Origin of the sequence: Oricola cellulosilytica (assembly GCF_019966575.1) — a bacterium.
Taxonomy (GTDB): domain Bacteria; phylum Pseudomonadota; class Alphaproteobacteria; order Rhizobiales; family Rhizobiaceae; genus Oricola; species Oricola cellulosilytica.
On record NZ_JAINFK010000008.1, the window covers coordinates 41,977 to 64,402 of the forward strand.

General features: G+C 60.9%; 18 protein-coding genes. 12 read left to right on the forward strand and 6 right to left on the reverse strand.

The window, feature by feature from the left end:
• Window positions 1-107 precede the first annotated feature (107 nt).
• Together LC298_RS16895 and LC298_RS16900 are read right to left on the reverse strand one after the other, a co-directional pair.
• Window positions 108-1,949 carry a TRAP transporter large permease gene (locus LC298_RS16895; protein ID WP_131571319.1) on the reverse strand — a complete coding sequence of 614 codons (1,842 nt, stop codon included), beginning with the start codon at window positions 1,947-1,949 and terminating at the stop codon, window positions 108-110.
• A complete protein-coding gene (locus tag LC298_RS16900; RefSeq protein WP_131571321.1) occupies window positions 1,946-2,536 on the reverse strand; it encodes a TRAP transporter small permease subunit in 591 nt (196 codons plus the stop codon). The genes LC298_RS16895 and LC298_RS16900 overlap by 4 nt, the downstream gene beginning before the upstream one ends.
• 244 nt (window positions 2,537-2,780) lie before the next feature.
• Between LC298_RS16900 and LC298_RS16905 the strand changes: the two genes are divergently transcribed.
• The 8 genes from LC298_RS16905 (at window position 2,781) to LC298_RS16940 (ending at window position 14,038) form a co-directional block, all read left to right on the forward strand.
• Window positions 2,781-3,521 carry an SDR family NAD(P)-dependent oxidoreductase gene (locus LC298_RS16905; protein ID WP_131571324.1) on the forward strand — a complete coding sequence of 247 codons (741 nt, stop codon included), beginning with the start codon at window positions 2,781-2,783 and terminating at the stop codon, window positions 3,519-3,521.
• 161 nt (window positions 3,522-3,682) lie between these two features.
• Window positions 3,683-7,144, forward strand: coding sequence for an indolepyruvate ferredoxin oxidoreductase family protein (locus tag LC298_RS16910; RefSeq protein WP_131571326.1), 3,462 nt, complete (start codon window positions 3,683-3,685; stop codon window positions 7,142-7,144).
• Window positions 7,145-7,268: 124 nt separating this feature from the next.
• Window positions 7,269-9,602 (forward strand): putative bifunctional diguanylate cyclase/phosphodiesterase, encoded by a 2,334-nt coding sequence (locus LC298_RS16915; protein WP_131571329.1) that lies wholly within the window; start codon window positions 7,269-7,271, stop codon window positions 9,600-9,602.
• A 242-nt stretch (window positions 9,603-9,844) separates the two neighbouring features.
• Entirely contained in the window at window positions 9,845-10,519 is a 675-nt protein-coding gene (locus LC298_RS16920; protein ID WP_131571332.1) for an N-acyl amino acid synthase FeeM domain-containing protein, read from the forward strand.
• A gap of 90 nt (window positions 10,520-10,609) precedes the next feature.
• A complete protein-coding gene (locus tag LC298_RS16925) occupies window positions 10,610-10,834 on the forward strand; it encodes an aa3-type cytochrome c oxidase subunit IV (RefSeq protein WP_131571335.1) in 225 nt (74 codons plus the stop codon).
• A gap of 87 nt (window positions 10,835-10,921) precedes the next feature.
• Window positions 10,922-12,193 carry a Re/Si-specific NAD(P)(+) transhydrogenase subunit alpha gene (locus LC298_RS16930; RefSeq protein ID WP_131571338.1) on the forward strand — a complete coding sequence of 424 codons (1,272 nt, stop codon included), beginning with the start codon at window positions 10,922-10,924 and terminating at the stop codon, window positions 12,191-12,193.
• Between the two features lie 4 nt (window positions 12,194-12,197).
• Window positions 12,198-12,629: a proton-translocating transhydrogenase family protein gene (locus tag LC298_RS16935; protein WP_131571341.1), complete on the forward strand. Its 432-nt coding sequence runs from the start codon at window positions 12,198-12,200 to the stop codon at window positions 12,627-12,629.
• 11 nt (window positions 12,630-12,640) lie between these two features.
• Entirely contained in the window at window positions 12,641-14,038 is a 1,398-nt protein-coding gene (locus tag LC298_RS16940) for an NAD(P)(+) transhydrogenase (Re/Si-specific) subunit beta (RefSeq protein ID WP_131571344.1), read from the forward strand.
• A 72-nt stretch (window positions 14,039-14,110) separates the two neighbouring features.
• Here the strand turns inward: LC298_RS16940 and LC298_RS16945 are convergent, their stop codons facing one another.
• Together LC298_RS16945 and rpsU are read right to left on the reverse strand one after the other, a co-directional pair.
• Window positions 14,111-14,995, reverse strand: coding sequence for a tetratricopeptide repeat protein (locus LC298_RS16945; RefSeq protein ID WP_199223345.1), 885 nt, complete (start codon window positions 14,993-14,995; stop codon window positions 14,111-14,113).
• A gap of 103 nt (window positions 14,996-15,098) precedes the next feature.
• Window positions 15,099-15,317, reverse strand: a complete 219-nt coding sequence (gene rpsU / locus LC298_RS16950) for a 30S ribosomal protein S21 (RefSeq protein WP_131571347.1) — start codon at window positions 15,315-15,317, stop codon at window positions 15,099-15,101.
• Between the two features lie 472 nt (window positions 15,318-15,789).
• On the opposite strand from rpsU, the gene LC298_RS16955 reads away from it, so the two are divergent.
• Genes LC298_RS16955 through LC298_RS16970 form a run of 4 tightly spaced genes read left to right on the forward strand, consistent with a single transcriptional unit; the run spans window position 15,790 to window position 20,923 of the window.
• Window positions 15,790-17,043, forward strand: a complete 1,254-nt coding sequence (locus tag LC298_RS16955) for a sarcosine oxidase subunit beta (RefSeq protein WP_131571350.1) — start codon at window positions 15,790-15,792, stop codon at window positions 17,041-17,043.
• 10 nt (window positions 17,044-17,053) lie between these two features.
• Window positions 17,054-17,383 (forward strand): sarcosine oxidase subunit delta, encoded by a 330-nt coding sequence (locus tag LC298_RS16960; protein WP_131571353.1) that lies wholly within the window; start codon window positions 17,054-17,056, stop codon window positions 17,381-17,383.
• Complete coding sequence (locus LC298_RS16965; RefSeq protein WP_131571356.1) at window positions 17,380-20,382, forward strand: sarcosine oxidase subunit alpha; 3,003 nt, start codon at window positions 17,380-17,382, stop codon at window positions 20,380-20,382. Before LC298_RS16960 ends, LC298_RS16965 begins: the two co-directional genes overlap by 4 nt.
• Window positions 20,375-20,923, forward strand: coding sequence for a sarcosine oxidase subunit gamma (locus tag LC298_RS16970; protein WP_131571359.1), 549 nt, complete (start codon window positions 20,375-20,377; stop codon window positions 20,921-20,923). The genes LC298_RS16965 and LC298_RS16970 overlap by 8 nt, the downstream gene beginning before the upstream one ends.
• Window positions 20,924-20,930: 7 nt before the next feature.
• On the opposite strand, the gene LC298_RS16975 is transcribed toward LC298_RS16970, so the two are convergent.
• Together LC298_RS16975 and LC298_RS16980 are read right to left on the reverse strand one after the other, a co-directional pair.
• Entirely contained in the window at window positions 20,931-21,401 is a 471-nt protein-coding gene (locus tag LC298_RS16975; protein ID WP_131571362.1) for a MaoC family dehydratase, read from the reverse strand.
• A gap of 106 nt (window positions 21,402-21,507) precedes the next feature.
• Window positions 21,508-22,398 carry a MurR/RpiR family transcriptional regulator gene (locus LC298_RS16980; RefSeq protein ID WP_131571365.1) on the reverse strand — a complete coding sequence of 297 codons (891 nt, stop codon included), beginning with the start codon at window positions 22,396-22,398 and terminating at the stop codon, window positions 21,508-21,510.
• Window positions 22,399-22,426 lie beyond the last annotated feature (28 nt).

Genomic DNA, 22,426 nt, shown 5'->3' on the forward strand with positions numbered 1-22,426 from the left:
CGCGCCGTGTCGACAGGTCGGGGTTCTTTTCGCTCGGCGCAGGAATGCAACGTGGTGGTTGCGCATGAAGGGGAAAACGCCCCGAGGGTCGGGGCGTTCAATCGGGATCACTGAATGACAGGAGGTTGGCTGAGATCGGCCGGTTGCTCCGGTTCTTGCGGCGCATCCTGCCCGCCCGGGCCGTTCGGCGGCGGGCTGCCGTTCAGGTTCAGGCCGCCGGGAAGGCTGAGTCCGGGAAGGCCGGGGGTGCCGCCGCTGCCGTTCTGGTCACCCAGCCCGCTTGGAAGTCCGAGTCCGGGAAGCCCTCCACCAGTGCCATCGTTCTGGGTGCCGCCCAAATTCGGAAGCTGTATCTGGAATTCATCGAGATTCACCGGCGCAACTTCGTCCTTGTAGTGGGTGACGAGGCGGGGGAAGAAGATGACGATCATGATCGCGATGAACTGGATCACAATATAGGGCAGGACTCCCTTGTAAATCTGGCCTGTCCTGATGCCTTCGATACGCTCTCCGGTGACCTCGTCATCCCAGCTTTGTTTCGGTGATATCGATCGCAGATAGAAAAGCGCGAACCCGAAGGGCGGGGTCAAAAAAGATGTCTGAAGGTTGATGCCGAGGATAATGCCCAGCCAGATCAAATCGATTCCCAACGATTCCGCCGGACCGACAAGCAGCGGTACGACGATGAAGGCAATTTCGAAGAAGTCGAGGAAACAGCCGAGGATGAAGACGATCACGGTTACCACAAACAGGAAACCGGTTTCGCCGCCGGGAAGCGCGAGGAGCAACTCCTCGATCCAGATATGGCCGTTGATTCCGTAGAACGTCAGGCCGAACACCCGCGCGCCGATCAGAATGAACATCACGAAGGCGGTCAGCTTGGTCGTCGAATCGAGAGCCTCCTTCAGGGTGGGCAGGTTGAGCCGCCGTTTCACGAGGGCAAGAACGAGCGCGCCGGTTGCGCCCATCGCCCCGCCTTCGGTGGGCGTCGCGATACCCAGGAAGATCGTTCCAAGCACAAGGAAGATCAGCGCCAGTGGAGGGATCAGGACGATCACAACCTGCTCCGCCAACCGCGAAATGATGCCGAGTTTCATCCGACGGTTGATCAGGCTGAAGCCGAGCGCGGCCGCGGTGGCGATGGTCGCGGACCAGACAAACCTTGTTTCGTAGCGCATATCGGCAAAGGCGAATTCGTAGAGCGCATAGTGGATACCGACCGTCACGGCGATCATTACGAGCAGTGACAAGACCCCACCGCCGAGGGTGCGGAATTCGGCCGGCAGGGCGGGGGCCGTTCGCGGGCGCAACAGCGTGACGAAGAAGATGTACGCGCAGTACATCGCGATGATCATCACGGCGGGCAGCAGCGCGCCGACATACATATCGCCCACCGACCGTCCGAGCTGGTCGGACATGACGATCAGAACGAGTGACGGGGGGACGATTTGCGCGAGCGTTCCCGACGCGGCGATCGTTCCTGTCGCGAGCGAACGGTCGTACCCGTAACGCATCATGATCGGCAGTGAGATCAGGCCCATTGCGATGACCGAGGCTGCAACCACGCCCGTGGTCGCACCGAGCAGCGCGCCAACCACGATGACAGCGTAGGCGAGGCCGCCCCGAACCGGACCGAACAGTTGCCCGATCGTGTCGAGCAGATCCTCGGCCATGCGTGATCGTTCCAGTATCAGGCCCATGAAGGTGAAGAACGGGATCGCCAGCAACGTGTCGTTGCGCATGATGTCGAACGTTCGGTTCGGGTTGGCCTGAATCAGGTTGGGAAAAAGCCGGATTTCACTGGGCGCGAACTGGCTCAACTCGACGCCGATGAAGAAAAATATCAGGCCGCCCGCGGCGAGCGTAAAGGCAACCGGATAGCCGAGCAGCAGCATCGCCATAACCGACGTGAACATGATCGGCGCGAGATTGTGGGCAATCTCAATCATGGCCTGATCCTCGTCTTGAGATCGGCCGCCGACTCGAGTTCCTCCACCAACGGCGGCAATTCATGTTTCTGGGTCGGATCGTCAATAATGCCGCGGATGACCGCAATGCGCTTGATGATCTCGGAGATACCCTGCGCCGTTAGCAGCAGGAAGCCGAGGAAGACCATGGATTTCGCCGGCCAGAGAACGAGACCACCGGCGTTGACCGATATTTCTCCCGAGGTGAACGAGGTGGTCAGGAACGGCCACCCCAGAAAGACCATGATCAGGCAGAACGGCATGAGAAAGAAGATGTGGCCAAGCAGGTCGATCCAGTCGCGCGTCTTCTTGGAAAGGCCTGACGTAGCAATATCAATGCGTACATGCTCGTTGCGCTGAAGCGTGTACGCTGCGGCCAGCATGAACACGGTGCCGTAAAGATACCACTGCAGTTCGAGCCATGCGTTAGACGAGGTGTCGAAAATCTTGCGGATAGTGGCATTGCCGGCGCTTACCAGCACGGCGATCAGAATGAGCCACGAGACCGACCGGCCGATAAAGGCGGTCACGGCATCGATAGCGCGCGATAACTTCAGTAATGGAGCCATATTTCTCCCCAAATATGAGCGACCCGAAATGATCGGCACCGTATCCCTCCCGCATTTGTGCACGAACGGGACAACCTGCACAATCGCGGGGACGGCCCTAAACCTCTTGTGGTCCTGCTAACACCGGACCGCGATGAAGACAATTGATTGGTAAACTTTCTTTACCACTTCTGGCGGCGCAGTACCTTGGTGTTGACGCCCGCCGCGCGGCCTGTAAGGGGTCCGCGATCACGCGGGAAAAAGCATGGACAGTGACCTCTTCAGCGTCAGTGAGCGGGTGTGCCTGGTGACGGGTGCTTCGAGCGGCCTCGGCGCGCGTTTTGCCGAACTTCTCGCACGGCGCGGGGCCAAGGTGATCGGTGCAAGCCGTTCGGCCGCCGAGACAGATCACGAAAATCTGCATCACCTGCCGTGCGATATTACGAATCAGGAAGACGTTTCGGCGGCTTTTGATGCTGCCGAGCGGCTTTTCGGACCGATCGACGTAGTCATCAACAATGCCGGAGTATCTCAATTCGCGCGCGCTGAAGAAACACGTGCCGAGGACTTGGCTAATCTCTTGGACGTGAATGTTGTCGGCACTGCGCGGGTAACGGCTGAGGCATTTAAGCGGATGCGCTCCGCCCGGCGCGGTGGCGCGATCATCCATGTCACGAGTGTGCTCGCCGGCCGGTCGATGAGTGGTCTTTCAGGCTATGCCGCGTCCAAGGCCGCACTGGAGCACTTGACCAGGGCGCAAGGGGCGGAGTGGGGCCGGCACGGGATAAGGGTCAATGCAATCGCGCCAGGGTGGTTTCTCACCGGGATGACCCAGCCACATTTTGAAAAAGGTCTCGACGGGGTGCTGAAGAGCAGAATTCCCTTGAGGCGACTCGGAGAGGCTCCTGATCTCGACGGCGCGCTGCTGCTTTTGGCATCGGATGCGTCGCGCTACATGACCGGAACGGTCATCACGGTCGACGGCGGGTTTTCCGCAGCCGGTTGAAAATTGCTGCGGAAGGGCATCGCAAGACGGATTGTTACCTCTGAACCCCCTGAAAATACTCAATGTTTCACCTTCGCGTTGCACAATCGAAATGATTTGACCTGCCGGTTCCGCGGACCAACACTGCAGTGACGTTTCGCAATCCGTGCCGGGAGATTTGGATGGCGCTGAGAACAGTAACGCTCGGGGACAAGTACGACCTTTCCTGTGAGGAGGTGTTCGTCACGGGGACGCAGGCAATCGTGCGCATGATGTTGATGCAGCGCGAGCGCGATCGCCGCGCCGGGCTGAATACGGCGGGGTTTGCGTCAGGGTATCGGGGATCACCCATTGGCGGACTGGATCAGCAGTTTTGGGCAGCCGGCGACGTGCTTAAGAAGGCCAATATCCGGTTTCAGCCCGGTCTCAATGAAGAACTTGCAGCGACGGCCTGCTGGGGAACGCAGCAGGCGGAACTCGGAGGACACGGAAAATACGACGGCGTTTTCGCGCTCTGGTACGGCAAGGGTCCAGGCGTCGACCGCACTTGCGACGTGTTCCGGCACGCCAATCTGGCAGGCTCATCCAAACACGGCGGCGTTCTCGCGTTGATGGGCGACGATCATACGGCCGAATCGTCCACCAACGCCCATCAATCGGAATTTGCCTTTGTCGACACGCTGATTCCCATCTTTAATCCGGCGGGTGTGCAGGAAATTATCGACTACGGACTTCATGCCTATGCGATGAGCCGCTTTGCCGGCACCTGGGCGTCGATGAAGTGCGTGAAGGACAATATCGAGTCCACCGGGTCGGTGTATGCCGGGCTCGACCGGATCAATCCGATCATTCCGGAATTCGAGATGCCTGAAGGCGGGGTCAACATTCGCCGAATGGATCTGGACTTTGTCGGCCAGGAGCAACGCCTGCACCGGTTCAAGCGCGAAGCGGCTGTCGCCTACAACCGCGCCAACAAGATCGACCATGTCGTGTGGAGTGGCGGGCGGAGGCCCAGACTGGGTCTCGTGGCGGCCGGAAAGAACTATCTCGATCTGCGGGAGGCGTTGCACGATCTGGGAATAGACGAGGTGATGTCTTCCAGGCTCGGCATCCGGCTGTACAAGGTTGGAATGCCCTGGCCGCTCGATCCCGACGATCTGATCCGGTTCGCCGACGGGCTGCACACGATCGTCGTGGTGGAGGAGAAACGAGGCCTCATCGAGGTACAGATCAAAGAAGAACTCTATGGCTTTTCCAAACGACCCATGGTGATTGGCAAGCGTGACGAGCAGAATCGGACGCTTTTCCCGATCATGGGCGCGCTCGATCCCAACGACATCGCCATCGCGGTCGGCGAGCGGGTGCTGGCGATCTGCGGCGAGAACGAAGAAATCGCCGCGCGGGTGGCAAATATCCGCAAGACCCAGAAACGTTTTGCCGAAATCCAGGACGTGGCGTCCCGGATGCCAACTTATTGTCCCGGATGTCCGCACAACACCTCGACGGTGGTCCCGGAAGGCGCGCGCGCGTCAGCGGGTATCGGATGCCATTTTATGGCGGTCTGGATGGAGCGCGAGCACGAAGGTTTCACCCAAATGGGCGGCGAAGGCGCCAACTGGGTGGGCGAGGCGCCGTTCTCGAAGCGGGACCACATTTTTCAGAATCTCGGCGACGGCACCTACAACCATTCGGGTTCCCTGGCGATCCGTTTCGCGCTCGCAGCAGGTACGAACATCACCTACAAGATTCTCTACAATGACGCGGTCGCGATGACCGGCGGGCAGCATGTCGAAGGCGATCTGACCGTCGACGAAATCGCCAGACAGGTGCGCGCCGAAGGCGTCGAGCGGATCGCTGTTGTTACGGACGAACCGGAGAAGTATCCCGGAAAAGTGACGTTTCCGGACGGTTCGACGGTTCATCACCGGGATGATCTCGATGCCGTTCAACGCGAGTTGCAAGAGGTTCCCGGCGTATCCGTTTTGCTCTACGACCAGACATGCGCCGCGGAAAAGCGCCGCCGCCGCAAGCGCGGCACCTATCCGGATCCTGACAGGCGCGTGATCATCAACGAGCTCGTTTGCGAGGGTTGCGGCGATTGCGGCGTGAAGTCGAACTGTATCGCCATCCAGCCGGTGGACACCGAATTCGGCCGCAAGCGGCGGATTGACCAGACGGCATGCAACAAGGATTTTTCCTGCCTGCGGGGTTTTTGCCCTTCCTTCGTGACCGTTCATGGCGGAAAGCTGCGCAAGCCCAAACCTGCCGATCAGCCGGCGGATCCTCTCGCAGGCGTGCCGGCGGCGCCAGTTTTCGCGCTTGACGAGAACCGTCCCGAATGGGCCGGCCTGATCGACGGCATCGGAGGTACCGGCGTCGTGACCATCGGCGCGATTCTCGGCATGGCGGCGCATCTGGAGAAGAAGGGTGTCGGCATCATCGACATGGCCGGTCTGGCCCAGAAGGGCGGCGCAGTCTTCACCCATATGCGCATCGGCACGACGCCTGAGGCGATCTCGACTATTCGCGTGTCGCCGGGAAAGGCCGATCTCGTGCTCGGCTGCGACATCGTCGTGACCGGCAGCCGAAAGATCTTGTCCGCGATCCGCAGGGACGAAACGCTGTGCCTCGTCAACAAGGCGGAGGTGATGCCGGGCGATTTCGCGCGCCATCGCGAGTTCCGGCTTCCGACCGACCGGCTGATAGAGTCGATCCGCGAGGCGGTCGGCGACGAGCGTTTGCATTTCCTCGATGCCAGCCGGGCCGCCGAGGCGCTCTTCGCCAACTCCATTGCCGCCAACATGTTCATGCTTGGACATGCTGCCCAACTCGGAGGACTGCCAGTGTCGTGCGAGGCGGTCGAGGAAGCCACCAGGCTTAACCGGCAGGCGATCGAGATGAACATCGCGGCATTCCGCTGGGGTCGGCGCGCAGCACATGACCCCGCCGCGATCACAAAATTACTCGAGACGAAATCGTCGACAGCTGACCGCAGTCCGATCGCCCGGACACTGGATGACGTCATCGCCCGGCGCGCAGAGTTTCTTACCGATTATCACGATGCTCTTTACGCCGGACGCTACCTGGAGCGGATCGACGCCGTGAAGGCGCGCGAGACGGAGATTTCCGGAAAACCGGGTGTCATCACCGAAACGGTAGCGCGCCAATTGTTCAAGCTGATGGCGATAAAGGACGAGTTCGAGGTCGCGCGGCTCTACACGACGTCCTCTTTCAAGGCGCAGCTTGAGCGCGAATTCGAGACGTTCGACAAGCTCGAGTTTCACCTCGCGCCGCCAATTCTCGGCGCAAAGGACGCTTCCGGCCATCCGCGCAAGTCGGTTTTCGGGCCTTGGATGATGGGAGCCTTCAAGGTCCTTGCACGGCTGAAACGGCTGCGGTTCACCCGGCTGAACGTGTTCGCACGGACCGCCGAGCGTAAGCTGGAGCGCGCGACACTGGATACCTACGAGAAGGATATCGACCGGATCGCGGCGATGCTGGACGGCAAGAACGCAGCCGCGGCTGCGGAACTTGCCGCATGGCCGGAGGAGATTGCCGGCTACGGACATATCCGAGAAAAGAGCATCAACGCGGCTCTGGCTCTGCGGGCGTCCCAAGCCGTGCCGTTCAAGGCGAAAATCTGACCCAAATCACCCGATAGAGGTTTGAAATTGCCCGTAAACCGGATTTCTCGGGTGATTTTGCACTAAACGCTTCATTAAGCGCGGCGTGATAGCTTCCCGGCTTGCGTGGGGATATGAAAGTCCATTGAAGCAGGTCACGTCAAAAGCGATCACGGCAGAAGTTTACACGTCCTTTGTGGACACGTTCTTCTCCGACAAGCGTTCCCTTGTCATGGGGGCGGCGCTTCAAGCTGTCGTGGTGGGCGCCGCATGGTTCGACACCGGACATCCGATCTACCTTGTCCTGCTCACGACCATGCTTGCCACCGCACTCCTGCGGCTGCGCCAGGCGAAGGCCTATCACGCAGACCAGGCTCGGGTGCAGCATCCCGATATGGAATCGCGTGTACGCTGGGCGACACGCTGGGAAAACCGGTATATGGCGCTCAGCGCTGCAGGCTCGATGTTGATCGGCCTGTACGCGTACGTGGCCTTGCGAATTGCTTCGAGCGAGTACTCGATAATTTCCGCAACCACGCTGGTTTTCGCAACATTACCGACCGTGGTCGGTAGGCTGTACGGATCGCAGCGCCTCGTTTCCGTCATAGTGATTTCCCTTCTGGCGCCTACCGCCCTGGGCGCGGTTTTCTACGGCGATCCTGCACATCTGATGATCGCCTTATTGTGCCCGCCCTACGTTCTGTTGATTCAATCGCTCGTTCGCAACATTCGCTCTTCGGTCCTCGATGCCATTCACGGACGCTGGAAAAATCAGGAGATTGCTGAACGCTTCGATGTGGCGCTCAACAACATGTCGCATGGACTGATCATGTTCGACGGCGACTTGCGAGTGCTAGTCGCCAACAGGACCGCCCGACGTCTGTTCGACATTCCCGCGCATATCAATCTCGAAGGGCGTCAGTTCGAGGCGATCTTGCGGTACGGCGCGCAGCGCGGTGCGTTCAGCAGAAAGCAGGCGCAACGTTTGAAAAGCAGCCTCGGAGCGATGATTCTCGAAGGCGGAAGTCGCCGTTTCACGCTAAATGGCGACCGGCATGTCGAGTTCAGGTCCAACCCTCGCGCCTTCTCCGGCGCGGTGCTTACTTTCGATGACATTACCGACCGGATCAACGCCGAAAAGCAGATGGTCAACATGGCGCGTTACGACGCTCTGACGGGCCTGCCAAATAGAAGTTATTTCTCCACCCAGATCATCGAACGGCTTCGCCAGCAGGAGAGAGAGGCCGATTGCGTCCTGGTTATGCTGGATGTGGACGACTTCAAGCACGTCAATGACACCCACGGCCATGCGCTCGGCGACGCGCTCCTGATGGCGGTCGCGATGCGCCTCAAGGAACTCCGCGGCGAACGCTTCATGGTCTCGCGCCAGGGCGGGGACGAATTCATGGTGTTCGCGCCTGAAGTGACGGATCAAACGTCTGCCGCGAAGATCGCCGAAACGCTACGGTCGCGCCTGGCTGGCGTCTACGATCTGGAAGGCGAACAAATCCATGTTACGGTCAGCATCGGCGCGGTAACCTCGAGCGTTTCAAACTTTGATCTGACCAAGATGATGGTAAAGGCCGATCTGGCGCTCTACCGCTCGAAAGCCGGTGGCAAGGGCATCTGGTCGGTCTTCGAAGACAGCATGGACGCCGAGTACAAGCGCCGCCAGTTGATAAAGACCCAGTTGTCCAAGGCGATCGAAAACGAGAAACTTGGTGTCCGCTATCAGCCGATCGCGGATGCAAAGAGCGGCAAGCTGGTCGCGTGCGAGGCGCTTAGTCGCTGGAACGACGCCGACCTCGGCGATGTCTCGCCGGCCGAATACATTCCCCTTGCGGAGGAAATGGGAATGATCGGCAAGGTGAGCCGGCTGGTTCTCAAGACCGCTATGCGCGACTGCGCCGACTGGCCCGAAAGCGTAAATATCTCCATCAACCTTTCGGCAATCGATTTCCGCCGCTCGCGCCTGATGGAAGAAATCGACGAGGCCTTGGCCGTGTCCGGCCTCTCGCCCAGCCGGGTTGAGATAGAGGTGACCGAAACCGCAGTCATCTCCAATGAGCAGGAAATGCTTTGCGTGCTCGAGCAGATTCGCAAGCGCGGGATCAAGATTTCGCTGGACGATTTCGGAACAGGATATTCTAGCCTCAGCTATCTGCATCGCCTGCCGCTCGACAAGGTGAAAATCGACCGCTCCTTCGTGGAGGGCATCGATAGTGGCAAGACGCCGATCTCGTTGCTCCGTGGCGTCGTTAACCTTTGCAACACGCTCGGTCTCGAGGTGACGATCGAGGGAGTATCGTCAGATGCCCAGATCGACCTCATCCTTGCGACCGAAGGCGTCAGCCGCATTCAGGGCTACGCGCTGGGACCGGCTCTCCCGCGCTCGTCCATCCTCGAACTGGCGAAGCACACGCTGCTGCCGGTGTCCCCGGCCCGGGTTGAAACCAGCCTGATGACTTCCGCTGTCTGATCCGGCAGCTTCAGGCTTCCGCTTTCACGCTGCCTCTCGTGCAGCTACAGGCGGCAGTTTGCGCCCTTAACCATGTCGGGCAATAAACACCGTTTACGAAATCTAAATCGGGACAGGTGTATTTACAAAATCAATGGGTTGTTTACCTTTCCTCACTCGCGAGATGGGGCACTTCGATGGGACTGGGGTCAAACGATAAATCTAGCGGCGATGGTGGACTGAACCGACGCATCCTAGATGTGATGGAACACGTCGAGTACCGGCGAATCACGGCGTCCGAGGATTTTGAGGCGATAGGGAGACTCCGGAGCCAAGCTTTCGACGCGCGTTATATCTACGCAAAGGGAATGGCGAACTCTGCCGTGGACGAGACGGACCGTGCGCCGAACGCCTATGTCTTCGGGATGTACTACTACGGCGAGCTGGTTTCTACTGTTCGCCTTCAGGTTGTATCGAAAGAGTACCCGACCTCTGTTTCCACTTCTCTCTTTCCCAGCACGCTGAAGCCGCTGATAGAACAAGGTATGAGCTTCATTGATCCCACGCGTCTGGCGGTAGATGAGCGCATTTCTCACCTCGTTCCGGGATTGCCACTCATTATGCTCCGCACGGCCGTCATGGCGACGACCTATTTCGAAGCGGATTTCTGCCTTTCGCTTGTCAAGGAGGGCCATGCACCATTCTACCGGCGAGTGTTCCGTTCTACGGCGCTTGCCGGACCGGAACAGTTCGACTTATTTGCGTTTCCTGCGGTTCTTTTCGCGAGTCCTCGTCAAAACGAAGCAGACATCTGTCGGCGTTATCCGCTGTTCTGCTATACCGAGAGCGAACGGCGACTGATGTTCGAGACCCCGGCCAGCGGTGCTTTGCCTCTTGTAGTCGTTCCGACCGCGAAGGTAGCCGCGAAGGCAGCGTGATCCCATAATAGGTAGTGCGGGGCATTGATGTCGGTTCGCGTTTTCGCTAATCGCAGCAACGATACTGAATTGCGTAGCGGAGCGAGCGAAATGGCCGAAGATTATCCGTCGGGTACTGCCGAAACCGGAGCCGACATGGACTATCCAGAACACGAACGGACGTATGGAATGTTCATTGCGATGAGCAAGTGGGGGGTCATCGCATGCGTAGCGCTTCTCATTGCGATGGCCTTTGGCTTCTTTGCCGGCGGTGGACTGTTCGGGGGCGTTATCGCATTTGCTGCGCTGATCATTCTGGCCTATTTCATTCTCTGACCATATGGCGGCATGTCCGCGCCGTGGCTCTGGATTCGTCGTGACGACCTTTCCGGACGAACGACTGACTGATTGAGGGGGGTGCGCGTGTCGATCACAATTTTTGTTCCGAGGGAATCGGGCGCGGATGAGCCACGCGTCGCCGCTTCGCCCGACAGCGTCAAGAAACTGACGGGACTCGGCTGTTCCGTACTCGTTGAGAGAGGGGCCGGCGAGATGTCGCGCATCTCCGATGAAGAGTACGATAAGGCCGGGGCAAAGATTGCGGCCGCTTCCGACATTAGGAAGGCGGACGTCGTGCTTTGCGTGCGCCGTCCGGACAGCAGGCTGAGCCAGATCAAGAAGGGTGCCGCGATCCTGGCGATCATGGATCCTTTCGAGGCCGACAAGGAACTTGCGGCGATGGCCAAGGCGGGGGTTTCGGCCTTTGCGATGGAACTGATGCCGCGCATCACGCGTGCCCAGGTGATGGACGTTCTGTCGTCGCAGGCAAACCTCGCCGGATACCAGGCGGTGATTGACGCGGCCCATTTGTACGACCGAGCGCTTCCAATGATGATGACGGCAGCCGGGACAGTTCCGGCCGCAAAGGCCTTTGTCATGGGGGCGGGCGTTGCCGGCCTCCAGGCCATCGCGACCGCCAGGCGGCTGGGCGCCGCGGTGACCGCAACAGATGTGCGGGCGGCGGCGGGCGAGCAGGTGCAGTCGCTTGGCGCCAAGTTCATCATGACGGACGCGTTGAAGGATGCTTCGGGAGAGGGCGGCTATGCGCGGGAATTGACTGCCGAGGAGCGGAAGGCTCAGTCAGAGCTCGTCGCCTCACATATCGCCAAGCAGGATATCGTCATCACCACCGCTCTCATCCCCGGTCGTCCTGCACCCAAACTGGTGACCACGGCGATGATCGAATCGATGAGACCGGGTGCGGTCATCATCGATCTTGCAGTGGAGCGCGGCGGAAATGTCGAAGGCGCGAAACCCGACGAAGTCGTTACGATTGGCGGCGTCAGAGTGGCCGGCTACCTGAACATGCCCGGAAAGATCGCCGCCTCGGCATCGCTCCTCTACGCGAAAAACCTGCTCGCGTTTCTGGAAACGATGATCGACAAGGAAGCCGGGAAGCTGTCAATCGACCGGGATGACGAACTCGTCAAGGCAACGCTGCTGACCCACGATGGCGCGATCGTGCATGACCGTTTCGGCGGTTCGGCTCCGGCGAAGACAGTTCCCTCCGCCAAGAAGGCCTCCGCCCGCAAGACCCCGGCGAAAAAGACACCGGCCGCAAAGAAAGCGGCGGCGGGGGCGAAGAAGCCAGACGCCGGAGACGCGACCGTAAAATCCGAAGACAAGGGGGCCTGACGCCATGGCTGAGACTGCTTTAGACAGGGCGATGGAGAGCCTCGAAACGGCGATCGAGGGGGTCCGTGAGGCCGCATCGGAATTATCACAGAATGCGGAAGCTGTCGGCGATGCCGCGGCGGCTGCGGCGCAGGGGGTGTCCGGGGGCGCCATCGACCCCTTCATCTTCCGGTTTGCGATCTTCGTGCTGGCAATCTTCGTCGGATATTACGTCGTCTGGTCGGTGACGCCGGCGCTTCATACCCCTCTCATGGCCGTCACCAACGCCATCTCCTCAGTGATCGTGGTCGGCGCGTTGCTGGCGGTCGGGATCTCGGCAAGCGGTCTTGCGACCGGCTTCGGTTTCGTTGCGCTGGTGCTTGCCAGCGTCAACATCTTCGGCGGGTTTCTCGTCACCCAGCGCATGCTTGCCATGTACAAGAAAAAAGAAAAGTGAGGCACTGAACCATGGCACACAACCTCGCTGCGTTCCTGTATCTCGTATCCGGCATCCTGTTTATCCTTGCCTTGCGCGGGCTCTCGCACCCCACGACCAGCCGACGCGGCAACACCTACGGCATGATCGGCATGGCGATCGCCATCGGCACGACGCTGATCCTCGCCAGCCCGGGCTTCGGCGGCCTGGTGCTGATTCTGGTGGGTCTGGCGATGGGCGGCGGCGCGGGCGCCTATATCGCCCAGCGCATTCCGATGACCGCAATGCCGCAGCTCGTGGCCGCGTTTCACTCGCTTGTCGGTCTTGCTGCCGTGCTTGTGGCCGCGGCAGCGATCTACACGCCCTCCTCTTTCGGCATCGGCGAGGTCGGATCGATCCATGCGCAGGCTCTGATCGAGATGTCGCTCGGCGTGGCGATCGGCGCGATCACCTTTACCGGTTCGATCATCGCCTTCCTGAAACTGGACGGCAGGATGTCGGGAAAGCCGATCATGCTGCCGGGACGCCATGCGCTCAACGCGGGGTTGGGCCTCGCGCTGGTTGTGCTCGTCGTCGTGCTCGTGGCCACGGAAAGCCATTTTGTGTTCTGGCTTATTGTTGCCCTTTCCCTGTTGCTGGGCGTGCTGATCATCATTCCGATCGGTGGCGCGGACATGCCGGTGGTCGTCTCGATGCTGAACTCCTATTCAGGATGGGCGGCCGCGGGTATCGGCTTCACGCTCGGCAATTTGGCGCTGATAATCACCGGCGCGCTGGTCGGCTCATCGGGCGCGATCCTGTCCTATATCATGTGCAAGGGAATGAACCGCTCGTTCATCTCGGTCATTCTCGGCGGGTTCGGCGGCGAGACAGCGGCGGCCGCGGATGACGGTATCGAGCGGACCGTCAAGCAGGGGTCCGCCGACGACGCGGCCTTCCTGATGCAGAACGCGTCGAAGGTTATCATTGTCCCGGGTTACGGGATGGCCGTCGCGCAGGCGCAGCACGCGCTGCGCGAGCTTGCCGACACTCTCAAGGAGGCGGGCGTCGAGGTGTCTTACGCCATCCACCCGGTTGCGGGACGGATGCCCGGCCACATGAACGTGCTCTTAGCGGAGGCGAACGTGCCGTATGACGAGGTGTTCGAACTGGAGGACATCAACAGCGCGTTCGCGCAAGCGGATGTCGCCTATGTCATCGGCGCCAATGACGTCACGAACCCGGCGGCGCGCGACGATCCGTCGTCGCCGATCTACGGAATGCCGATCCTCGACGTCGACAAGGCGAAGACGTGCCTGTTCGTGAAGCGCTCCCTCGGCTCTGGCTATGCCGGGATCGACAACACGCTGTTCTACAAGGACGGTACGATGATGCTGCTCGGTGACGCCAAGAAAATGACGGAGGAAATCGTCAAGGCGATGGAGCACTGAGGGCGATCTCTATCGCGAACAAGAAACGCCGGTCTCCTCGACCGGCGCTTTTGTTTGACCCTAACTTTGGCGTCAGGCGCCGCCCACTCGGGCCAGGCCGCTTCGGGCAGGCTCGTATTTGGCGTCGAGCTGTAGAGCCCGCTGGAAAGACTTGCGCGCCTTGTCTCTCTCGCCACGCCGCTCGTAGATCAGTCCCTGATTCGCCCAGCTCTCCGCCACGCTATCGTCCAGACGCAGGGCGTAGTTGACGTCGTCAAACGCATTATCGAGCTGGTTCGTGGCGATGTAGGAGATGCCGCGTCCGTTATAGGGCTCGGGTGCACTCGGCTGCAGAGAGATCGCCGTCGAAAAATCGTCGATCGCAAAATCATGCTGGCCTTGTGTCTGATAGACCAATCCGCGGCGGTGATAGGCGCGGGGATCGGTCGTGTCTAGCTGGATCGCCTTCTGGAAATCGTTGAAAGCCTCCTGTGTCCGGCCGGCGCGCCTGTAGAGTTCGCCCCGTCCGATATAGGCCGCCTCGTAACTGGGATTGATCTGTATGGCGCGGTTGTAGTCTTCCGCAGACCGACCCAGGTCCCCGGTGAAACGGTAGATCAGGGCCCGGTTCGCGTACGCTTCGAAGAAGCGTGGATTGAGTTGGATGGCGCGGTCGAAGTCGCGAATGGCCTCCTGGTAGCGGCCGGCCCGACCGAAGGCCGAACCGCGCACGTTGTAGGCGCTCGGATCAGACGGGTTCGCGCGAATGACAGCGGTGAGCGAGGCAAGGTTCTGTTCGCTGCCCTGGTCTTCCTCGATCGTCGATCCGAACTGCGAGTCGACGGACGCGGTCTGACAGCCGGCGAGCGCGAGGCTGATTACAGCCGCATTCGCCAACAGGCGATAGCGGAGTGACCGGCCGCTCGTACCGGTGCGGCGGGTTGCTTTTTCTGCTGTCTCGGCCGGTGTCGCCATCATTCGTATTCCCCGGGTTCTCGTGCGCGCCTCAAACGCAAAAAGGCGGCGCCGTTTCATCCAGCACCACCTTTCGTGTCAAATAAAGACGAAATCGCGACAGTGATCAGCGACCGCCGCCGAGGAGGCCTTCGCGCTGCGCCCGCTTGCGCGCAAGCTTGCGTGACCGGCGTACCGCTTCCGCCTTTTCCCGGGCGCGCTTCTCGGACGGCTTTTCATAGTGGCCGCGCATCTTCATCTCGCGGAAGACGCCTTCCCGCTGCAGCTTTTTCTTCAGCACACGGAGTGCCTGGTCGACATTGTTTTCGCGGACGAGAACTTGCACGTGGATTCGATCTCTCTCTTGGCGTTGACACCCTTGACGGACATAACAATCCGCCCCGCGACGAATGCGCCGCAGAATCTGGACTGCCGGGTAGCAGAATTGCCGCCCGATGTCCACTGCCGTGCACCATGGCGCGACGAAAAATGCGCCAGCCGAATCGGCAGACCTTATTCACGCAGGCATCACGCTTGTCACACGCGCGGACGGGTACGGTGATTTCGCTCCCCAAGATCCCCTCCCGATCTTCGGAAACGTTTGGAGTTTGACGATCTCGACCCCCCAGTTTGGATCGTCAAAGGAAGGCAGGGTGCAACGCCCCATCCCCCTGCCTTCCTTCCCCCTCGTCCGCTGCAGGGCGTCATCCCGGGTCGCAATAAGGGCAGGGTGTCGCGCCGCCGCGCGTTAGTGCTACAGTTTGCGAGCACGCTTGCATGCGTGACGGACTCACACTGATCGACGGAGCATGATTGCGGTGCGGCGATATTCCGGATTTGCACTGGTGCGCGAGGCGATGCGCGGCCACAAGGGGTGGGGACAGCAGTGGTCCTCGCCGGAACCGAAGAAAGAATACGACGTCATCATCGTAGGGGCGGGCGGACATGGCCTTGCAACCGCCTATTACCTCGCCAAGGAACATGGCATCACCAACATCGCCGTCCTGGAGAAGGGCTGGCTCGGCGGCGGCAACACCGGCCGCAACACCACGATTATCCGGTCGAACTATCTCTACGACGAGTCCGCCGGGCTTTACGATCACGCGGTGAAGCTGTGGGAAAACCTGTCGCAAGATCTCAATTACAATGTCATGTATTCACCGCGCGGCGTCATGATGCTGGCGCACAATGTGCACGACGTGCAGGTGTTCAAGCGCCACATCCACGCCAACCGCCTGAACGGGGTCGACAATGAGTGGCTGACACCGGAAGCGGCCAAGGAATACTGTCCACCCTTGAACATTTCGCAGTCAGCGCGCTATCCGGTGATGGGAGCGGCATTGCAGAGGCGCGGCGGAACGGCCCGGCATGACGCGGTCGCATGGGGTTATGCCCGGGCGGCGTCGGATCGCGGTGTGCATGTGATCCAGAACTGCGAGGTGACCGGCGTCCGGCGCGGGGGCAACGGACAGGTCACCGGCGTCGAGACCTCCCGCGGCTTTATCGGCGCCAAGAAGGTGGGCGTGGTTGCAGCTGGACACACATCCGTCATCATGGAGATGGCCGATGTTCGCATGCCGCTCGAAAGCTTTCCGCTGCAAGCGCTCGTTTCGGAGCCGGTCAAGCCGTGCTTTCCCTGCGTCGTGATGTCGAACACGGTCCACGCATACATCTCCCAGTCCGACAAGGGCGAACTGGTGATCGGCGCCGGTACCGATCAGTACACATCCTATTCGCAGACCGGTGGCCTTCACATCATCCAGCACACGCTCGATGCGATTTGTGAGATGTTCCCGATGTTCACCCGCATGAAGATGCTGCGTTCGTGGGGCGGAATCGTGGACGTGACGCCGGACCGCTCCCCGATTATCGCAAAGACGCCGGTGTCGGGGCTCTACGTCAATTGCGGGTGGGGAACCGGAGGTTTCAAGGCGACGCCCGGTTCAGGGCATGTGTTCGCCCACACCATCGCCAATGACAATCCGCACCGGATCAATACCGCCTATACCATCGAACGGTTCAATTCCGGCCGGCTGATTGACGAGGCGGCGGCTGCGGCCGTGGCGCACTGAGAGACTTCACATGCTTCTGATACACTGCCCCTATTGCGAGGAAGAGCGTCCGGAAATGGAATTCCGGCATGCCGGCGAGGCGCATCTTGAGCGGCCTAAGAACATCGCCGAAATCAGCGACGAGGCATTTGCCGCCTATTTCTTCTATCGGGACAATCCGAAGGGCGTCGTCTTCGAGCGCTGGCGCCATCTCCATGGCTGCGCGCGATTCTTCAACGCAGCGCGCGACACCGTTTCCGACAAGTTCCTGACGACCTACAAGGCGGGTCAACCCAAACCCGACCTCGTGGGAGCGGCGAACATGAATATTCCGGCAAAATCTGGGAAGAGCGGCAAATGAGCAGTGCTGGCGAACACCGCATCGCGGGCGTGGGGCGTCTGACCCCGGCCAATCCGGTCCGCTTTACTTTCGACGGCAAGGCTTATTCCGGACTCCAAGGGGATACTATCGCGTCGGCGCTCATCGCCAGCGGCGTTCATCTCGTCGGGCGGTCCTTCAAATATCACCGCCCGCGCGGCATTCTGAGCGACGGGCCGGAGGAGCCGAACGCACTTGTCGGCGTGCGCCGGGACGCGGCGCGGGCCACGCCGAACGTCCGGGCGACGGTGCAGGAGATTTATGACGGGCTCAACGCGGTCAGCCAGAACCGCTGGCCGTCGCTTTCCTTCGATGTCGGCGCGGTCAACGACATCGCGTCACCGCTTTTTTCGGCGGGGTTCTACTACAAGACTTTCATGTGGCCGAAAGTGGCGTGGGAACACGTCTACGAGCCGTTCATCCGCAATGCCGCGGGCCTGGGGCAGGCGCCGACTGAACCCGATCCCGATCATTACGCCGCGCAATACGCCCATTGCGATGTTCTCGTCATCGGTGGCGGGGTCGCCGGGCTGAGCGCGGCGCTTGCGGCCGCGGAAAGCGGAGCGCGGGTGATCCTGTGCGACGAGCGTGCCGCTTTCGGCGGTGCGCTGCGTTTCGAGGCCGAAGCGCGTCTCGACGGCAAGCCCGGCTATGACTGGGCGCAGGATGCCGCCGCGACGCTGGCCGCAATGGACAATGTCCGGATTTTGAGCCGGACAACCGCGTTCGGCTATTACGCGCAGAATTTCGTCGGACTGGCCGAACGGGTGACCGAGCATCTTGCGGCGCCAGCCGCCGATGCCCCGCGCGAGCGTCTCTGGCAGGTACGCGCCGGGCGCGTGATCATCGCGGCGGGCGCGATCGAACGGCACATGGTGTTCGCCAACAACGACCGGCCGGGCATCATGCTCGCCTCGGCGGCGCGAACGTTCCTCAACCATCATGGCGTCGCGGTCGGCCGCAAGGTGGGGGTCTATACCGCCAACGACTCCGCCTATGCCGCGGCTATCGACCTGAAGAAGGCGGGCATCGACATACCCGCGATCGTCGATGTGCGTGACAATCCGCAAGGCTCCGCAATCGACGAGGCGCGCGCGTTCGGCATCCGCGTTCTGACGGGCCATGCCGTTACGGGCACCGGCGGAAAGTTGCGGGTCGCCTCGATGATCGTCGAGCCGAACAAGGGCGGTGCGGCCGAAATCATTCCGGTCGATGCGCTCATCATGAGCGCTGGTTGGACGCCGTCGGTGCACATGTTCTCCCAGTCGCGCGGCAAAGTGGCATGGGACGCGGCGACCGAGCGCTTCCTGCCCGGAACCTACGCCCAGGACTGCGTATCCATCGGTGCGTGCAACGGCACGGACAGGCTTGAGGAAAGCGTCAGTGAAGCGATTGCCGCCGGCGAGAGCGCGGCAAAGGCAACGCGGAAGCGGGCGAAGAAATCGAAGGTGAAGATCGCGGTCGAAGGCGGCGGCGACTGGACCGGCAGCATGCTCGGCGCCGGACCGAACGGTGCAAACGGCAAGGTGATCAAGGCGTTCGTCGATTTCCAGAACGATGTGACGGCCAAGGACATCCGGCTCGCCGTGCAGGAGGGCATGCATTCCATCGAGCATGTGAAGCGGTTCACGACCAACGGCATGGCGACCGACCAGGGCAAGCTGTCGAACCTGCACGGGCTGGCGATTGCGGCGGAGGCACTGGGGCGCGAAATCCCGAAGGTCGGCCTCACAACGTTCCGCGCGCCGTACACGCCGACAACATTCGGCGCCATTGTCGGTCATGCGCGCGGCGAGCTCTTCGACCCCGCGCGGCACACGCCGATGCATGAATCGGAAGTGGCGGCGGGGGCGGTGTTCGAGGACGTCGGCCCATGGAAACGGGCCTGGTATTACCCGCGCGCAGGCGAGGACATGCATGCCGCCGTCAATCGCGAGTGCCGGACGGTGCGCGAAGTTGCAGGCATGTTCGACGCGACGACGCTGGGGAAGATCGAGGTCGTCGGGCCGGACGCGGCAGAATTTCTGAACCTGATCTACACCAATCCGTTCCTGAAGCTGGGCGTCGGACGCCTGCGCTACGGCATCATGTGCCGGGAAGACGGCTTCATCTACGATGATGGCGTCGTCGGACGCATGGCGGAGGACCGGTTCCATGTAACGACGACGACCGGCGGCGCGCCACGGGTGCTGCAGCACATGGAAGATTATCTGCAGACCGAGTTCCCGCACATGAAGGTGTGGCTGACATCGACCACCGAGCAGTGGGCGGTGATCGCGGTGCAGGGGCCAAAGGCGCGCGAGATCATCGAGCCGTTCGTGGAGGGTATCGATCTTTCAAACGAGGCCTTCCCGCATATGAGCGTTCGCGAAGGAACGTTCTGTGGTGTGCCGACACGATTGTTCCGCATGTCGTTCACCGGCGAGACCGGTTTCGAAATCAACGTGCCGGCAGACTATGGCAGGCAGGTGTGGGAGAAGGTGTATGAGCGCGGCAAGTCCATGGGGATGTGTCTCTACGGGACTGAGACCATGCATGTCCTGCGCGCGGAAAAGGGCTACATCATCGTCGGCCAGGACACCGACGGAACCGTCACGCCTTACGATGCGGGGCTGGGATGGGCGGTCGGCAAGAACAAGACGGATTTTGTCGGCATCCGCGGATTGAAGCGCCCGGATCTGGTTGCCGATGGCCGCAGGCAACTCGTCGGGTTGAAAGTGAAGGACGGCAAGACCGTGCTCGAGGAGGGGGCGCAGATCGTCGCCGACCCGAACCAGCCAGTGCCGATGAAGATGATCGGCTGGGTGTCGTCCTCCTACTGGTCGGAAAATTGCGGCCGCCCGATCGCGCTCGCATTGGTCGAGGGCGGTTTTGAACGAATGGGCAGGACTCTCTACGTGCCGATGCCCGACCGGGCGATCGAGGTCGAGGTGACGGGAACGGTGTTCTTTGATGAAGAGGGAGGTCGTATCAATGGTTGAGGCCACGACACTCCAGCGCACACTGCCGCTCGAAGGCCGCGTATCCAGCGGGCCAAGAGTGACGATCCGTCCTGCGCCAACGGCGCAACGGGTTTCCCTGCGCGCTTCGGCGGACGCGGTTTCGGCAGTCTCGAAGGGACTGGGGGTTGATCTGCCGATAACGCCGAAACAATCGGCGCGGGCCGGAGCGCGGGCCGTTCTCTGGCTGGGGCCGGACGAGTGGCTGGTCATCGAGGAAGGGGAGCGCGATCTCCTGGCCGATCTCGGGCGGGCGAAAGCGCTTTATTCGGCGGTCGACGTGTCCCATCGCAACACGGCCATCGTTGTTTCCGGTCCGGCCGCCGCCGATACCCTCAATGCGGGCTGCCCGCAGGATTTGTCTCTCGAAGCCTTTCCGGTCGGGGCCTGTTCGCGCACGGTGCTTGGCAAGATCGAGATCGTTCTCTACCGCACGGCCGAGGATGTCTTCCGGGTCGAATGCTGGCGTTCGTTCTCCCAATACGCCTTCGCGTTTCTGGCAGAGGCGGCGCGGGCGCGCTAGCCCGCGCTCATTCCCTCGGCTCGACGACCGCGAGTGTCAGCCAAGTCGCGGTGAGCGCCGGTTTTACGCTGTTTTCGATTTCCAGCGTCACGTCATAGGTCGACAGCACCCGCCCGGACGGACGGACATCGGCGTTCGCCAGCTTGAAGAGGGCACGTACGCGGGCGCCTGACCTGACCGGCGCCATGAAGCGGACCCTATCGAAACCGTAGTTGATTCCCATTGTCGCACCATCGAGTGGGGGAAGCGCCTCGTAGGCGAGGGTCGAGAGAAGCGAAAGCGTGAGGAACCCGTGGGCAATGGTCCCGCCGAACGGCGTTTCCCTCGCGGCGCGTCCGGCGTCCAGATGGATCCACTGGTGATCATCGGTCGCCTCGGCGAACTGCCCGATCATCTCCTGCGTCACCGTTCGCCATTCCGAGCGGCCGATTTCGGTCCCGATGGCGCCGGGAATGTCGTCGAGGGTTATCGTTTTCATGCCGTTTCGCTTCGCCGGTGGTCACTGACAGGAGCGCTACCATGTGCCAGCCGGCGGGAAAACCGCCTCGATTATTTTAGCGCGTTGCGGCTACTTGACGCGCGGTTCAGACGAATTTGCGGAAAATCCTGGTGTGATCGAACATGTCCTCCAGTTCGTTCATCCGCAGCTTCGTGCGCTCCCAGGACGCCTCCTGAATTGCTGTGATCAGCGTTTCGGTGAGGAGCAGGAGCGTGATTGTCGAATCCCAGGCCGATGGCGCCTCGATCCGGCAACTGAACGTATATTGTGCGTACTCGCGGACCGGCGATTGCCACTGATCGGTGATCAGAACGATGGTCGCGCCGCGCTTGCTCGCCATTTCCGCCAGTTTCAGCGTGCTGTTTTCGTAGCGGCGGATGTCGTAGATGACGACGACGTCGCTGGAGCTGACGTCGAGCAGGCTGTGCGGCCAGGCATTCGATGTCGAGCGGATATGCTCAACACCCTTGCGCATTACCTGCATGTGCATGTGAAAATAGTCCGAAAGCGCATGCGTAATGCGCCCCCCGGCAATGAAGACGTTGTGGCGCTCATCGGCCAGCAATCCCGTCACGCGATCGAATTGCTCTGGATCGACATGGGCGAGCGTCTGGCGGATGTTTTGCGTCACGACCTCGGTGAACCGATTGAGAATATGTCCCTGTGGTGCGGTTTGCGCCCAGTTCTCGTGCTTGGCGATCGGATCTGAAAATCGGGCTTCAAGTTCGCCGCGCAGGGCTTCCTGAAAGTCCGGAAAACCCGAATAGCCGAGCTTCTGGACCATACGCGCGACGGTCGGCGTGGAAACGCCCGCGCTCTCCGCCAACCGCGTGATGCTTCCAAGCCCCGACATCGGATAGTTTTCTAGAATGGTGTCAGTCAATTGGCGTTCTGCGCGGGTCAGCGCGTCGAAGATGGACTTTATCCGCTCGTGAATGGTGCCGGTCAACGTGCTTCTTCCGTCATCGTCGTGCATCTTTTGTAAGCATAGCGTCAGCATCTCA